The organism is Cellulomonas taurus (assembly GCF_012931845.1).
Classification (GTDB): domain Bacteria; phylum Actinomycetota; class Actinomycetes; order Actinomycetales; family Cellulomonadaceae; genus Cellulomonas; species Cellulomonas taurus.
Genome location: NZ_CP051884.1, coordinates 2,165,714 through 2,180,781 on the forward strand (window position 1 = coordinate 2,165,714; position 15,068 = coordinate 2,180,781).

Here is a 15,068-nt window from a genome sequence, read left to right on the forward strand (position 1 = left end):
GCAGATGGGTGACTACTGGGCGGACTTCAGCGAGCTGTTCAGCCAGTACAACGTCATCGCCGCCTTCCTGACGACGCTCGAACTGTCAGGACTGGCGGCGGTGGGGTCGCTGGTGATCGGCACCGTGATCGCCGTGATGCGGGTGTCGCCGGTGCCGAGCATGCGGGCCGCCGGGGCGTTCTACGTCAACACGATCCGGAACACCCCGTTGACCCTGATCATCGTGTTCTGCAGCCTCGGGCTGTTCTACACGATGGGCCTGTCGCTGGCGGACCGGGAGTCGCCGACCTTCCTGGACGACAACAACCTGCGGCTCGCGGTGCTCGGGCTGTCGGTGTACCACGCGGCCTTCGTCGCCGAGGCGCTGCGCTCCGGGGTGAACACGGTGCCCACCGGGCAGGCCGAGGCGGCACGATCGATCGGTCTCGGCTTCGGCCAGGCGATGCGGATCGTGATCCTGCCGCAGGCGTTCCGGGGGGCGATCGCCCCGCTCGGCAACGCCCTGATCGCCCTGATCAAGAACACCACCGTGGCCTCGGCGATCGGGGTGGCGGAGGCGTCCGCCCTGATGAAGACCATGATCGAGTTCCGGCCGGACGTGATCTTCGCGGTGTTCCTGCTGTTCGCGCTCGGCTTCGTGATCATCGTGCTGCCCACCGGCGTGCTGATCACCTGGGCGTCCCGACGACTGGCGGTGCAACGATGAGCGACCTGCTGTTCGACGCCCCCGGGCCGCGCGCCCGGCGGCGGATGCTGATCGCCAACATCGTCGCGGGCCTGGTCCTGCTGGTGATCGCGGGCTTCTTCGTCAAGGCGCTCGCCGACAAGGACCAGCTCACCGCCGCCAAGTGGTCGCCGTTCGCCACCGCCGACGTCTGGCAGTACTACTTGCTGCCCGGACTGCGCGGCACCCTGGTGGCGGCCGGCATCTCCATCGTCACCTCGCTGGTGTTCGGCCTCGTGTTCGGCCTGGGCCGGGTGTCCACGCTGCGTCCGGTGCGCTGGTTCTGCGGGGTGGTGGTCGAGTTCTTCCGCGCGGTCCCGGTGCTGCTGATGATGATCTTCGGCTGGCTGTTCCTGGGTCAGCTGCAGATCCTGCCGGTGCAACAGCTGCCACTGGTCGCGGTCGTGATCGGCCTGACGCTCTACAACGGGTCCGTGGTCGCCGAGCTGATCCGCTCCGGTGTCTACGGTCTGCCCCGCGGTCAGCGCGAGGCGGGGCTGGCGGTGGGGCTGACCGAGGGGTCGACCCTGTGGTCGGTGCTGCTCCCCCAGGCCCTGGTCGCGATGCTGCCCGCGCTGGTCAGCCAGCTGGTCGTCATCCTCAAGGACTCGGCGCTCGGGTACCTGATCACCTACGTCGAGCTCCTGCGCCAGGGTCGGCAGATCGGCACCACCTACCAGAATCTGATCCCGGCGCTGATCGTGGTGGCGATCATCTTCATCCTGGTGAACGTGCTGCTCGGGGCGTTGGCGAACCGGCTCGCGCGTCGCCTGCGCGGCCGCACGGCCGGGACGGTGCGGGCGGCGGCACCTGCCGTGGCGGGCGTCCGCACCACGGTGTGACGCAGGACTCCGGTCGGGTCGCGCTCTCGGAAGCGCCGCCCGGCCGGAGGCGTGCTGCGCTCAGCCCGCGGTGGCCGACGCCCGCACCTCGCGCACCACCGTCACCTTGATCTCCCCCGGGTAGGACAGGTCCTTCTCGATGTGCCGCGCGATCTCGACCGCGAGCCGGCCCATCGCCTCGTCCGGCACCTCGTTCGGCTCCACCACGACCCGCAGCTCGCGTCCGGCCGCCATCGCCAATGCCCGCCGCACGCCGTCGTGCCCGACCACCAGCTTCTCCAGCTCGTCCAGCCGCTCGATGTGCTGGTCGATGTCCTCGCGCCGGGCACCCGGTCGGGCCGCCGACACCGCGTCGGCCGCCTGCACCAGCACCGCCTCCACCGTCTCCGGCGGCACCTCCTCGTGGTGGGCGGCCACGCCGTTGACCACCACGGACGACTCCCCGTGCCGTTGCACCAGGGCCGCACCCACCTGCGCGTGCGTGCCCGGCTGCTGCCCGGTGAGCGCCTTGCCGATGTCGTGCAGGAACGCCGCTCGGCGGGTGACCTGCTCGTCCGCACCGACCTCGGTCGCCAGCTGGGCCGCCACCAGCGCGGTCTCGACCAGGTGCTCCAGCACGTTCTGGCCGTAGGAGGTCCGGGTGCGCAGCCGGCCCAGGGTGCGGATCAGCGCCGGATCCAGACCGCTGACCCCGGCGCGTTCGGCCGCGTCGTGACCGGCCTCCTCGTCCCGCTGCTCGGCACCCGCCACCGCGTCGGCGTAGGCGGCCTCGATCCGCTGCGGATTGATCCGGCCGTCGGCCATCAACGACTCCAGGGCCACCTGGGCGACCTCGCGGCGCTCGGCGTCGAAGCAGCTCAGCACCACCGAACCCGGGGTCTCGTCAACCAGCACGTTCACGCCGGTCAGCGCCTCGAAGGTGCGGATGTTGCGCCCCTCCTTGCCGATGATCCGGCCCTTCATGTCGTCCGAGGGCAGCGGCAGGACGGTCACCGTGCTCTGCGCGCTGGTCGGCGCCGCGGTCCGGAACAGCGCGGTCGCGATGATCCGCCGCGCCCGCGCCTCGGCCTGCCGCTTGGCCTGCGCCTCCACCCGGCGGACCGACGCGGCCGCCGACTGGGTCGCCTCCGCCGTCACCCGCCGGATCAACTCCGAGCGGGCCTCCGACGCGGTCAACCCGGAGGCGGCCTCCAGTCGCTCGACCGCTTCCTGCTCGGCGAGCGTCACCCGTTGCTCGGCCGCGCGCTCGGCAGCCGCCGCGCGGGACCGCGCCTCGTCCTCCACCGCTGCCTGCCGGGCGGCCAGTTCGCGCTCCACCCGTGCGGTGCGGTCCGCCAACGCCCGCTCGGTCTCCGCGGTGGCCCGCTGTGCCGCGGCCGCCTGCTCGGCCTCCATCCGGACCGCTCGCTCGCGCTCGGCGAGGGCGCGCTCGGCGGCCGTCATCGACTGTTCCCGCTCGGTCAGACGCTCCTCGCGGCGCTGGACATCGGCCAGGCTGGTGCGGGCCTCGTCCTTGATCGACTGCACGTCCTGCTGGGCCTGCTGCCGGACGGCCGTCGCCTCGCGTCGCGCGATCAGGATCAGCAGCAGGGCGACCAGACACGCCGCCAACATGCCGACGACGATGGCCATGTCACCCATTGCTGCTCCTGACGTGCGGGGGTCGGATCTGACCTCATTGTCCCCTATGGGCTGCGGCGACATCGCCCGTGGCGGACGGACGGCTCCCCACGGCGTCCAGGTGGACGGCTACTCGGCCTCGTCCTCCGCCGCCAGTTCCTCCCGCACCACCCGGGACACCAGGCTGCCGCCGTATCCCTTGCGGCCCAGGGCGCCGAACGCGCGGCGAAGCCGGACCTCCCGGTCCAGGCCGCGGGTGGCGCGGAGCTTCTTGCGCGCCAGCGCCCGGGCGGCGGCCTCCTCGTCCTCGTCGTCCACCTGGTCCAGCGCCGCCGCGGAGTCCTCCGGCGAGACACCCTTGCGACGCAGCTCCATGCTCAGTGCCCGGCGGGACAGGCCCCGCTCGGTGTGGCGCGAGCGGACCAGCATCTCGGCGTAGGCGGCGTCGTCGATCAGCCCCACCTCGGTGAACCGGTCGAGCACCCGGTCGGCCACCCGCTCCGGGATCTCCCGGCGGGCCAGCGCCTCGGCCAGCTGATGGCGGCTTCGGGGGGCGGCGGTCAGCTGGCGCAGCACGATGGCGCGGGCGGCGGACTCGTGTTCCGCGTCGGTGGTCGGCGGGCCGTCCGGCGCGTCCGGGTCGTCGGAGGTCGCGGGGCCGCGGCCGGTGCGGGCTCCCCCGCGCCGGGTCCTCCCGCTGCGTCCCGTGCTGGTACCCGGACCTCCGCCACGGGCGGGCCGTCGGGATGCGGTCGAGGGGCGGTCGTCGGCCTCCGGGTCGGGGAGGTCATCAGCGCGGCCCGCGTCCCCCGGGGCGCCGATGGTCGCGCCGGTGGTCGCGCCGGTGGTCGCGGGGTCGGTCTGCGGCGGGTCGACCGCCGCCGACGCACGGGTGGCGAGCAGCCGCGCCACGCGTTCCTGCTGTGCTGTGCGTCCCTCGGCGGCGTCGAGCGCGGATGCGGGGGTGAGCAGCGCCGCGAGTGCGGTCAGCGAGACGGGTGCGTCGGCACGCGGATCGCCCGCCGCCGTCGACCTCGTGGGCCGCCGCCGGGGGGAGGTCGAGCGCTGGCTCGGGTCCGGCCCGGCGGGTTCGGGAGCAGCTCCGGCACCAGGGTCGGCGGGTCGTCGTGACCGGCCCTGGCGCCCGGGAGTGTCCCCCGCACCCGATTCCCCGGAGTCCCGTGGGGCGCGCCGGGCCGACGTCCGTCGCGCTGGGGCCTGCGGGGACGAGGACCACGCATCACCGTCCGTCGGCTCCACGGACCAGGCGTCCGACGCGTCAGCGTCGGCGGACCATGCCGGCTCGGCGTCGTCCGATGTCCCCCACGCCTCATCCGCACCGGCCGCGGGCTGCCACGGGTCGTCGTGCACGGACACCGGCGCCCAGGGGTCGTCCCCCGAGGCGCCGGTGTCGTGTGGCCGTGCTGTCGACATCAGAAGTCGACCTTGACCTCCTCGGCGGACTCCGCGTCAGCGGAGACCCCGATGCCGAGCTTGGCCTTGATCTTGCTCTCGATCTCCGCCGCGAGCTCCGGGTTGTCCCGCAGGAAGCCGCGGGCGTTCTCCTTGCCCTGGCCCAGCTGGTCGCTCTCGTAGGTGAACCAGGAGCCGGACTTGCGCACGATGCCGTGCTCGACACCGAGGTCGATCAGGCTGCCCTCACGGGAGATGCCGACGCCGTAGAGGATGTCGAACTCGGCCTGCTTGAACGGCGGGGCCATCTTGTTCTTGACCACCTTGACCCGGGTGCGGTTACCGACGGCGTCCGAACCCTCCTTCAGGGTCTCGATGCGTCGGATGTCCATCCGGACCGAGGCGTAGAACTTCAGCGCCTTACCACCGGTGGTCGTCTCCGGGGAGCCGAAGAACACACCGATCTTCTCGCGCAGCTGGTTGATGAAGATCGCGGTGGTGCCGGAGGCGTTCAGCGCACCGGTGACCTTCCGCAGGGCCTGGGACATCAGGCGGGCCTGCAGACCCACGTGGCTGTCACCCATCTCGCCCTCGATCTCGGCCTTGGGCACCAGGGCCGCGACCGAGTCGATGACGATGATGTCGATCGCGCCGGAGCGGATCAGCATGTCCATGATCTCGAGCGCCTGCTCACCGGTGTCCGGCTGGGAGACCAGCAGCGCGTCGGTGTCGACGCCGAGCTTCTTGGCGTAGTCCGGGTCCAGAGCGTGCTCGGCGTCGATGAACGCGGCGATGCCGCCCTGGCGCTGCGCGTTGGCGACGGCGTGCAGTGCGACGGTCGTCTTACCGGAGGACTCCGGGCCGTAGACCTCGACGATCCGGCCCTTGGGCAGTCCACCGATGCCCAGCGCGACGTCCAGCGCGATGGAGCCGGTCGGGATGACCTCGACCGGGACCCGCCCCTCCTCGCCGAGGCGCATGATCGAACCCTTGCCGAACTGACGGTCGATCTGGCTGAGAGCGGCCTCGAGGGCCTTCTCGCGGTCCTGGGGAGCGGGCATGTGTCCACCTCGTCGATATCGAGCAGCGTCTCTCGCTGCGCCTACTGGGGCTGGTCTTGGATGCTGCGACGACGGTATGCCCGACCACCGACATGCCCCGCGAGACCGTCCACAGCAGGCGACACCACCCCCGGTTGGGGACGGGACGTGCCTGCGGTGATCGCACCTCGCGGTGTCATCACGGACGACTGTAGCCGAACATCTGTTCGATTGACCCTCAGCCGTCGGTCGGAGTGTCGGAGTCGTCCAGCGGCAGTCGCAGCCGCTCCCCCGGCATCAGCACGCTGCCCCGCAGCCCCTCCCGCGCGAGGGCCGCACCGAAGGCCGGGCCACCCCGGTCCATCCAGCCCGGCGGCAGCCGACGCGAGGCGGGCGCGTGCAGCGTCCCCCAGTGGATCGGCACCGCGTGCCGGGCGCCCACCAGCGCACACACCCGGGCCGCCTGCACCGGGTCGAGGTGCCCACCGGACAGCCGCGGACCCCACCCGCCCACCGGCACCAGGGCGAGGTCGATCGGCCCCTCGGCGATCTCCGGCAGCTCACGCATCTCCGGGAACGGGGCGGTGTCCCCGGCGAACCACACCCGCAGACCGGGGGTGGTGATCAGGAAGCCGTTCGCCGCGTTCGGCCGGTGCGGCATCGGACGATGACCGTGCACGGCGGTGACGGGGCGCACCCGGGCCGCCCCGTCCCCCACCGGGGACCACTCCCCGGCGGTGATGCCGCGAGCGCCGGTGATTCCGTGGCCGGTCAGCCAGTGTGCGTTGGCCGGGGCGGTGAGCACCGGGGTGCCGCCGAGCAACCGCAAGGAGCCGAGCTCGGCGTGGTCGTGGTGCAGGTGCGAGAGCAGCACCGCGTCGGTGCCCGCCCAATCGCCGGGACGGGGCGGTGCCGCACGGCGCCGGAGCAGCCCCGCGTGCGGTCGCAGCAGCGGGTCGGTGAGCAGGCGGGTGCCACCGATGTCCAGCACGACGGTGGCGTGGCCGAGCCAGCGCACCGTGATCCGGTCCGGTGCGGCCACGTGGGTCCCCTCCGGCGCCCCGGTCACGGTCGGCGCCCCGGCTGCTGGGTTCGGGCCGTCACCCCGTCGCGCAGGCCGAGCTGCCCCGCCCAGCGCACGAGCTGCCGGTGGACGGCGTCCGCGCCGACCAGGATGCCGAACTCGGGGTCCACCAGATCCGGGTCGAGGGCCAGTTCGGTCGGGTGCAGCAGCACGGCGGCGTTCTGCGCGCCGCCGATCCCGCCGTGGGATCCGACCTGCCCCTCGAAGGCGTGCACCCACCCCTCGGGGGTCAGCTCGGACACCAGCACCAGATCGCCGACGTTGCCGAGCCGACCGAGGCGGCGCAGATCGGCTGCCGCGTGCGGCCCGAACGGGGCGAGCGGGTCGATGCCCTCGACGACGGTCGCGTCGGTCTCCGTCGCCGCCTCGCCCGATGCGCGGTCCGGGTGGTCGCTCGGCACCCCACGCATGCCCCGCTCCAGCCAGGCGATCCCGGCCGGACCGACCGCCGCCAGCCCGTGCGCCACCGTGTCGACCAGCACCACCGCGATCCCCGGACTCGCGGCGAGCCCGCCGACCAGCCCCGGCCAGCGTGCGTCGATCTGCTCCAGCGTCAGACGGGACTCGGCCCGGGGGAACCACACCATGCCGAGATTGCCCGACCCGGTGACCGCCACGTCCGGCGGCGGGGAGCCGGTGCGCACCCCGGCGGGTCGGCTGCTGTCGGCGTGCAGATCGCCCGAGCGGTCCTTGCCCTGCGGCCCCAGCACCACCGAGCGGTCCTCGCCATGCGCCTGCACCGTGGCGAGGAAGGCGTTCAGCGGTCCCCACTCCTCGTCGCCCGACGCCTGGACGGCGTCCAGACCCGGCTCCGCCATCAGGCGGTGCACCACGGCGGGCAGCGTCTCCCCCGTGACCTGCTCGAAGGTGGGGCCGAGCGTCTGGCCGTGATCCGACAGCACCACCACCCGGTAGTCCCGCGGCGCCACCTCGCGCACCCGGTCCAGGGTGCCGAGCACCCGGTCCAGACCTTCCAGCGATCGCAGCGACTCCGGGCGGGTCGGTCCGGCGTGGTGCGCGATCTCGTCGTAGTCGACCAGGGAGAGATAGACCACCGGCACGCCGCGGACCAGCTGCTCGGCGGTGAGGGCGGTGGCGAGGTCGCGCAGCAGCACATTGGTGATCCCGCGCAGCAGCACGTACCAGCCGCGCCGCGGCACCCGGGGGCGCACGTCGCGCAGGCGTTGCCGGCGGCCCTGGTACAGCTCCTTGACCACCTCGCCGATGGTGAGGGTGACGGCGCGGGCCAGGACGAACGGGCTGGCGAAGAAGCGCAGGTACGGAGCACCCGGTCCGATCCCCCGTCGGGCCTGGCTCATCACCAGGAACTGGCGTTCCGCGTCCCCGGAGAACATCGTCGCGACCGCGGCACCGCCACCCGCCAGCAGCCCCGCGCCGTCGGTCAGTCGCCGTTCCACCATCGCGGCGTCGTCGGGATGGTTCGTCACCACCAGCCGCCCGGCGGCCCGGTCCCACCACCGGAAGGAACACACCTGGTCGGCCGCCCCGTGCAGGATGCCCGCCTGGCTGGCCGGGGTGGTGGCGGGGATGCGCGCCCACCAGTGGTCGGGTCGGTGGCTGCCGGCGGTGACCCAGCTCGCCATGGTGGGCACCAGCCCGGCGTCCACGGCCTGCGCCAGCACCGGGGCGGCCACCCCGTCGAGCTGCACCACCAGCAGGCCCGGGGGACGTTCCCGCCAACCCTCGACCGCCCCGCCCTCGCCGGATCGGCGCGCCCGGGAGCGTGCCCGCCGGAGCACGTCGCCGACCACGTAGTCCGAATCGCCCGCACCCCACACCCAGCGCCCGATCGCCATCGCCACCGCGGTGACCACCAGGACGCCGACCGCCGCCCACGCGTTGCGCACGTGCACCCCGGGCACCGCCCAGAGCGCGAACCACGCGACGAGCACCTGCGCGCCCAGTCCGGCCGCCAGCGCGCCCATCGCACCGCCGACCCGGGCCAGCACGCGCAGCGAGGGACGCAGCACCAGGTCGCCCAGTCCGACGAGCAGGGCGACCAGCAGCACCGAACCCGGGTTGCTGGCGCTCACCCCGTCGACCAGTGCGATGCCGACACCCAGGCCGAGCGCCGTCACCGCCAGGCCGAGCAGCACGTCGGCGAGGTCGCTCAGCGTGATGGCCCACCAGCGCCGCAACGGAAGACGACCGGTCATGTCCTCAGGGTGCCACGGGCCGACCGGTCAGCGACGGGGCGGTGCCTGACGGTGCTGATCGGTGCCCCAGCGCTGGGCGTCCGGCACGTCCAGCTCGTCGCACAGCGCGTGCCAGATGTCCCGAGGTTCGACGCCCTGCTCCATCGCGCGCTCGGCCGTGACGCCGCCGAGCGCGGGCAGCACGTACTCGCGCACCAGCGAGCGGCCGTGGGCGCTGCCGAACACCTCGTCGACCAACTGCCAGAACTCCCGATACCGCACCGACGTCTCCCGCTCCGCGTCACCCCGGGCTCGGTCCACCGCCCGCCGGGTCGACCGCCGAGGTTAGTCCGCGCTCGCGCGGGCCGCGAGCAGGGCCGCCCCGTCCCCTGTCAGCCGTGCCACCGCGGTCGGGCGACCCGCCATCGCCTGCACCAGGTCGAGGGTCGTCCCGCGGACCGTCGGCCCGTCACCGGCGGCGAAGGCGCTGTCGGTGGCGACCCATCGCAGACCCCGGGCAGCGGTGCGCGAGGGCACCGCAAAGTCCTTCCGGACATATCCCGCCGCCACCGCGGCGACCCGCTCGGGGTCCGGGCGGGTGGCGATGCCCACTGGTTCGCGGATGTCCGCCTGGTGCACGATCACCTCGCCGAGCCAGGCCCAGAGGTCCCCGGTGGGCGCGATCCGGCTCTGGGTCGCGGCCTCGAAGCGGGCCAGGGTCTCCGCCGGGCCGGCGCCACGGTGCTCGGCCAGGCGACGGTCGTTGTGCAGAGCCGGGTCGAACCGCGCCCCGACGATGCTCCGCAGCCAGGCCCAGCGTCCGGTGGTCGCCGCGGCGGTCAGGTGGGCGACCACGTCCTGCACCGACCACCGGTCGCACAGGGATGGGGCGGCCCATTGCTCGGGGGCCAGGGCGCGCAGGTCCGCGGCCAGCGACACCCGCTCGTCGACGATCATGTCCCAGGAGATGGCGGCGCCGCGTGTCGTCATGGCCACCACCCTGACGTACCGCGGTCCGCAGCACCAGACGCAGGACGGCGAGCCGCGAGCAGCGCCGCCCCCTCCCCACGGCGCGGATGTCGGACCCCCGGGCCAGAATGAGCCGGTGACCAGCAGCGAGCGCCCCGCACCCGATGACGTGCTCGGACGGTTCTCCCCGGCCACCCAGGACTGGTTCCGCGGGGCCTTCGCGGAACCGACCGCCGCACAGGCGGGGGCCTGGGACGCGGTCTCGACCGGGCGGCACGCGCTGGTGGTCGCGCCGACCGGGTCGGGCAAGACCCTGGCGGCCTTCCTGTGGGCGCTGGACGGGATCCTCAGCGGCCGGGTGGCACGGGGGGCGTCGGGGGCGTCGGAGGCCCCGCAGCAGGACGAGCCGATGCAGCGCTGCCACGTGCTCTATATCTCGCCGCTGAAGGCCCTGGCGACCGACGTCGAGCGCAACCTGCGCTCCCCGCTGGTCGGCATCCGGCAGGCCGCCACCCGCCGCGGCCTGGACCTGCCGGACGTCACGGTCGGGGTGCGGACCGGGGACACCCCACCGGCCGAGCGGCGCGCGTTCGCGACCAAGCCGCCGGACATCCTGATCACCACGCCGGAGTCGCTGTTCCTGGTGCTGACCTCCGCCGCCCGCTCGGGGCTCTCCGGCGTGCGCACGGTCATCATCGACGAGATCCACGCCGTGGCCGGGACCAAGCGCGGCGCGCACCTGGCCGCCTCGTTGGAGCGTCTGGACGCCCTGCTGGACCGCCCCGGTGGCCCCGGGCCCGCGCAGCGTGTCGGGCTCTCCGCGACCGTGACGCCGGTGGATCGGGTGGCCGGGTTCCTGTCCGGCGCGCGCCTGCCGGCGGACGGTGGCCGTGAGGTCGTGGTGGTGCAGCCGGCGTCCAGCAAGGTGATCGACGTCGACGTGGTCGTCCCGGTGCCGGACCTGTCCGACCTGGCCTCGGCGCCGGACCTCGGTGCCGGTGGGCCGTCCACCGACCGCCTCGACCCTCTGCCCGAGGGCGAACGCGACCTGACCGGGCAGGCAGCCGGGCCCGGCGGGGCGGTCAGCCGACCGTCCATCTGGCCGCACGTCGAGGAACGGGTGGTCGATCTGGTCGCCGCGCACCGTTCCACCCTGGTCTTCACCAACTCCCGGCGGGGCGCCGAACGGCTGACCGCCCGGATGAACGAGATCTGGGCCCAGCGCCAGGGCGAGGACCTGCCGGACCACGGGGAGGTGCATCCCGCGCAGGCGATCGGCCAGTCCGGCGCGGCGGTGGGCGTGGACACCCGCGAGGCCGACGGGATCATCGCCCGGGCGCACCACGGGTCGATGAGCCGCGCCGAGCGCACTCGCACCGAGTCCGAGCTCAAGGCGGGTCGGCTGCCCGCGGTGGTGGCGACCAGCTCGCTGGAGCTCGGCATCGACATGGGCGCGGTGGACCTGGTGGTGCAGGTCGGCGCTCCCCCGTCGGCGGCCAGTGGCCTGCAACGGATCGGCCGGGCCGGGCACCAGGTGGGTGCGGTCTCGCACGGGGTGGTGTTCCCGGCCTTCCGCGGCGACCTGGTCCCGGCGGCGGTGACCGCCGAACGGATGCGGGCCGGGCTGATCGAGCCGGTGTCGGTGCCGGCCAACCCGCTGGACGTGCTGGCGCAGCAGATCGTCGCGATGGTGGCGACCGAGGACTGGTCGGTGGCGGAGCTGGCGACGGTGCTGCGCCGGTCGGCCCCGTTCGCCACCCTCGGCGAGGGAACCCTGCGCGCGGTGCTGGACATGCTGGCCGGGCGCTACCCGTCGGAGGAGTTCGCCGAGCTGCGGCCCCGGATCGTCTGGGACCGGGCGGCGGACGTGCTGACCGCCCGGCCGGGGGCGTTGCGGCTCGCGGTGACCAGCGGGGGCACCATCCCCGACCGCGGGCTGTACGGCGTGTTCCTGGCCACCGGCTCCGAGACCGCCGACGTGCCGGTGGACGCCGAGCGGTCGGGCGGTCAGCTGCGCGGCGGCAAGCGGGTCGGCGAGCTGGACGAGGAGATGGTCTACGAGTCCCGGGTGGGCGACACCTTCACCCTCGGGTCGAGCACCTGGCGGATCGAGGACATCACCCCGGACCGGGTGCTGGTGACCCCCGCGCCCGGGCTGCCTGGCCGGTTGCCGTTCTGGAAGGGCGACTCCCAGGGCCGTCCGGCCACCCTCGGCCGGGCGATGGGTGCCTGGTCCCGGGAGGTCGCGGCCCTGCCGGACGACCAGGCACGGGAGCGAGTGACCGCCGCCGGGCTGGACGAGTGGGCGGGCGACAATCTGCTGGCCTACCTGCGGGAGCAGCGGGAGGCGACCGGGGCGCTGCCCAGCGACGACACGATCGTGGTGGAACGCTTCCGGGACGAGCTCGGCGACTGGCGGGTGGTGGTGCACTCCCCCTACGGGGCCCGGGTGCACGCCCCGTGGGCGCTGGTGGTCGGCGCGCGGCTCCGGGAACGCTTCGGGGTGGACGCGGCCGCGATGCACGCCGACGACGGGATCGTGCTCCGGCTGCCGGACATGATCGCCTCGGGCGACTTCCTCGCCGACCTGCTCGGCACCGGACCCGCCGAGGGCGCCGGCGACGACTCCCCGGTCAGCACCGAGGACCTGCTGATCGAACCCGAGGAAGTGCCGAACGCCGTCCGCACCGAACTGGGTGGCTCGGCGATGTTCGGCGCGCGCTTCCGCGAGGCGGCAGCACGGGCGCTGCTGCTGCCGCGCCGACGTCCCGACCGCCGACAGCCGCTGTGGCAGCAGCGGCAGCGGTCGGCCCAGCTGCTGTCGGTCGCCTCGCGCTACCCGGACTTCCCGATCCTGTTGGAGGCGGTCCGCGAGTGCCTGCAGGACGACTTCGACGTGGACGCGCTGGTCGAGATCATGCGCGACGTCCAGGCGGGTCGGATCCGGGTCGTCGAGGTGACCACCACCCGGCCCTCGCCGTTCGCCCAGTCCCTGTTGTTCGGCTACACCGCCCAGTTCCTCTACGACGGTGACGCCCCGCTGGCCGAACGCCGCGCCGCCGCCCTCACCCTGGACCCCGCCCTGCTGGAGGAACTGCTCGGTGGCGGGGGCGACGCCGCGATCGCCGACCTGCTGGACCCGGACGCCGTGGAACGGACCGAGGCCGAGGTCAGTGCGCTGCATCCCGACCGGCAGGCCCGGGACCTGGAGGGGCTCGCCGACGTGGTGCGGCGACACGGACCGCTGCCGCTGGCGGACGTCCTGGCCCGCACCCGGGAGGACGTGCGCGCGCAGGTGCCGGACTGGTTGACCGAGCTGGAGCAGCGCCGCCGGGTGATCCGGGTCCGGATGTCCGGGGTCGCCGACGCCGACCAGTGGGCCGCGATCGAGGATGCCGGACGCCTCCGGGACGCCCTCGGGGTCGCCTTGCCGGTCGGGGTGCCCGAGGCGTTCACCGAGGTGCTGCCCGATCCGCTGGGCGACCTGCTGCGTCGGCACGCCCGCACCCACGGGCCGTTCACCGCCGCGCAGGCCGGGGCGCGGTTCGGGTTGGGCACCGCGGTGGTGCAGGCGGGCCTGCGCGGACTCGAACGGGCCGGTGTGATCGTGCAGGGCCGGTTGCGGCCGGACGCGCTGGGCGGGACCGGCGACGAGTACTGCGACGCCGACGTCCTGCGCACCCTGCGTCGCCGGTCGTTGGCGGCGCTGCGCTCCGAGGTGGAACCGGTGCCGCAGCAGGCGCTCGCCCGGTTCCTGCCCGCCTGGCAGCACGCGGGCGGCCTGGCGGCCGGGCCGTCGTCCACCGGGCTGCGTGGGGTGGACGGTGTGGCACGGGCGGTCGAACAGCTCGCCGGGACCGTACTGCCCGCCTCCGCGCTGGAACAGCTGGTGCTCCCCGCCCGGGTCCGCGACTACCAGCCGGCGATGTTGGACGAGCTGACCGCCTCGGGCGAGGTGCTCTGGGCCGGGCACGGCACGCTGCCGGGCAAGGACGGTCTGGTGAGCCTGCACCTGGCCGCCACCGCGGACCTGACCCTGCCGCTGCCGCCCGACGAGCTGCCGAGCACCGTCGACACCGACCTGCATCGCGCCGTCCTCGGTGCCCTGGCCGGTGGCGGCGCGTACTTCCTCGGCGCGCTGGCCGACCGGGTGGCGGACCTGCTCGCCGACGACGCCGCCCCGCCCAGCCAGGCGGCGCTCACCGATGCGGTCTGGGACCTGGTGTGGGCGGGTCTGGCCACCAACGACGGCCTCGCGCCGTTGCGGGCACGGCTCGGCGCCGGACGGACCGCGCACCGCACACCGGCGGCCCCGCCCCGTGCCCGGTCGCTGTCCGGTGGCCGGTTCGGCGGCGCCCTGGGACTGCGCGGCGGGATGCGTCCGCCGCGCCCCGTGGTGACCGGCCCGGACGGCGGTGGCCGCTGGTCGGTGCTGCCCCGGCCCGAGCTCGACCCGACCCGGCGCGCGCACGCCCTGGCGGCGCAGCTGCTGGACCGGCACGGGGTGCTCACCCGGGCGGTGGCCCCCGCCGAGGGCGTGACCCGGCAGTTCGCCGGGGTGTACCGCGTGCTGTCGGCATGGGAGCAGTCGGGCCATGTGCGCCGCGGGTACTTCACCGAACACCTCGGCGGCTCGCAGTTCGCCCTGCCCGGCGCGGTGGACGAGCTGCGCGGCGAGGCCCGCCGGATCGAGCAGATCGCCGAGGCGAGCGAACCGGCCGACGCCGACCGGGCCGTCGTCCTGCTGGCCGCCACCGACCCGGCGAACGCCTACGGGGCGGCCCTGGCCTGGCCGCCCACCCCGGCCTGGGCACAGGACGCCACCGGTCACCGACCGGGCCGCAAGTCCGGCGCCGTGGTCGTCCTGGTCGACGGCGCCCTGGTGCTCTACCTGGAGAAGGGCGGGCGCACCGTACTGACCTTCTCCGACCGGCCGGACGAGCTGCGTCTGGCGAGTGCCCGGCTGGCGGACGCGGTGCGCGAGGACCGGCTGGGCCGGATCACGCTGGTCCGCGCGGACGGGGTGGACCTGTTGGTCGCCGGTGGCGGTGACCCGACCCGGCTGGCCCGCGCCCTGGCGGATGCGGGCTTCGTGCCGACGCCACGCGGACTGCGGCTGCGGGGGGCGCGGTGAGGCGGGTAGCCGCTGCCCCGGCGGTCACGCCGGTCGGGACGCGTGCTCGCCCATCTCGCCCGACGCATGGAGCGGAGATCGGCGGG

Annotated in this window: 10 protein-coding genes; 3 read left to right on the forward strand and 7 right to left on the reverse strand. The window is 74.3% G+C overall.

From position 1 onward, the window contains the following. Positions 1-4 precede the first annotated feature (4 nt). Entirely contained in the window at positions 5-706 is a 702-nt protein-coding gene (locus HGK68_RS10055; RefSeq protein WP_169165843.1) for an amino acid ABC transporter permease, read from the forward strand. Further along, entirely contained in the window at positions 703-1,566 is an 864-nt protein-coding gene (locus tag HGK68_RS10060; protein ID WP_169165844.1) for an amino acid ABC transporter permease, read from the forward strand. The genes HGK68_RS10055 and HGK68_RS10060 overlap by 4 nt, the downstream gene beginning before the upstream one ends. Before the next feature lie 60 nt (positions 1,567-1,626). On the opposite strand, the gene rny is transcribed toward HGK68_RS10060, so the two are convergent. The 7 genes from rny to HGK68_RS10095 form a co-directional block, all read right to left on the reverse strand. Further along, positions 1,627-3,207 (reverse strand): ribonuclease Y, encoded by a 1,581-nt coding sequence (rny, locus tag HGK68_RS10065; protein ID WP_169165845.1) that lies wholly within the window; start codon positions 3,205-3,207, stop codon positions 1,627-1,629. 108 nt (positions 3,208-3,315) lie between these two features. Further along, on the reverse strand, positions 3,316-4,098 hold the full coding sequence (locus tag HGK68_RS16335) for a regulatory protein RecX (RefSeq protein ID WP_343036866.1): 783 nt from the start codon (positions 4,096-4,098) through the stop codon (positions 3,316-3,318). Positions 4,099-4,619: 521 nt separating this feature from the next. Beyond that, a complete protein-coding gene (gene recA, locus HGK68_RS10075) occupies positions 4,620-5,660 on the reverse strand; it encodes a recombinase RecA (protein WP_169165847.1) in 1,041 nt (346 codons plus the stop codon). Positions 5,661-5,877: 217 nt separating this feature from the next. Next, entirely contained in the window at positions 5,878-6,681 is an 804-nt protein-coding gene (locus tag HGK68_RS10080; protein WP_169165848.1) for an MBL fold metallo-hydrolase, read from the reverse strand. 23 nt (positions 6,682-6,704) lie between these two features. Continuing rightward, positions 6,705-8,900, reverse strand: a complete 2,196-nt coding sequence (locus HGK68_RS10085; RefSeq protein ID WP_169165849.1) for an alkaline phosphatase family protein — start codon at positions 8,898-8,900, stop codon at positions 6,705-6,707. Positions 8,901-8,927: 27 nt separating this feature from the next. Next, positions 8,928-9,161, reverse strand: a complete 234-nt coding sequence (locus HGK68_RS10090) for a DUF3046 domain-containing protein (RefSeq protein ID WP_169167055.1) — start codon at positions 9,159-9,161, stop codon at positions 8,928-8,930. 63 nt (positions 9,162-9,224) lie between these two features. Beyond that, positions 9,225-9,869 (reverse strand): maleylpyruvate isomerase family mycothiol-dependent enzyme, encoded by a 645-nt coding sequence (locus tag HGK68_RS10095; RefSeq protein ID WP_169165850.1) that lies wholly within the window; start codon positions 9,867-9,869, stop codon positions 9,225-9,227. Between HGK68_RS10095 and HGK68_RS10100 the strand changes: the two genes are divergently transcribed. Further along, positions 9,868-14,982 carry an ATP-dependent helicase gene (locus HGK68_RS10100; RefSeq protein ID WP_169165851.1) on the forward strand — a complete coding sequence of 1,705 codons (5,115 nt, stop codon included), beginning with the start codon at positions 9,868-9,870 and terminating at the stop codon, positions 14,980-14,982. The genes HGK68_RS10095 and HGK68_RS10100 overlap by 2 nt on opposite strands. The last annotated feature ends 86 nt before the right edge of the window (positions 14,983-15,068 follow it).

Bases quoted from the DNA above. Each gene is read 5' to 3' on its own strand.
- HGK68_RS10055 (WP_169165843.1), top strand. From the start codon at position 5: ATGGGTGACTACTGGGCGGACTTCAGCGAGCTGTTCAGCCAGTACAAC.
- HGK68_RS10060 (WP_169165844.1), top strand. From the start codon at position 703: ATGAGCGACCTGCTGTTCGACGCCCCCGGGCCGCGCGCCCGGCGGCGG.
- rny (WP_169165845.1), bottom strand. From the start codon at position 3,207: ATGGGTGACATGGCCATCGTCGTCGGCATGTTGGCGGCGTGTCTGGTC.
- recA (WP_169165847.1), bottom strand. From the start codon at position 5,660: ATGCCCGCTCCCCAGGACCGCGAGAAGGCCCTCGAGGCCGCTCTCAGC.
- HGK68_RS10085 (WP_169165849.1), bottom strand. From the start codon at position 8,900: ATGACCGGTCGTCTTCCGTTGCGGCGCTGGTGGGCCATCACGCTGAGC.
- HGK68_RS10100 (WP_169165851.1), top strand. From the start codon at position 9,868: ATGGCCACCACCCTGACGTACCGCGGTCCGCAGCACCAGACGCAGGAC.
- HGK68_RS10095 (WP_169165850.1), bottom strand. From the start codon at position 9,869: ATGACGACACGCGGCGCCGCCATCTCCTGGGACATGATCGTCGACGAG.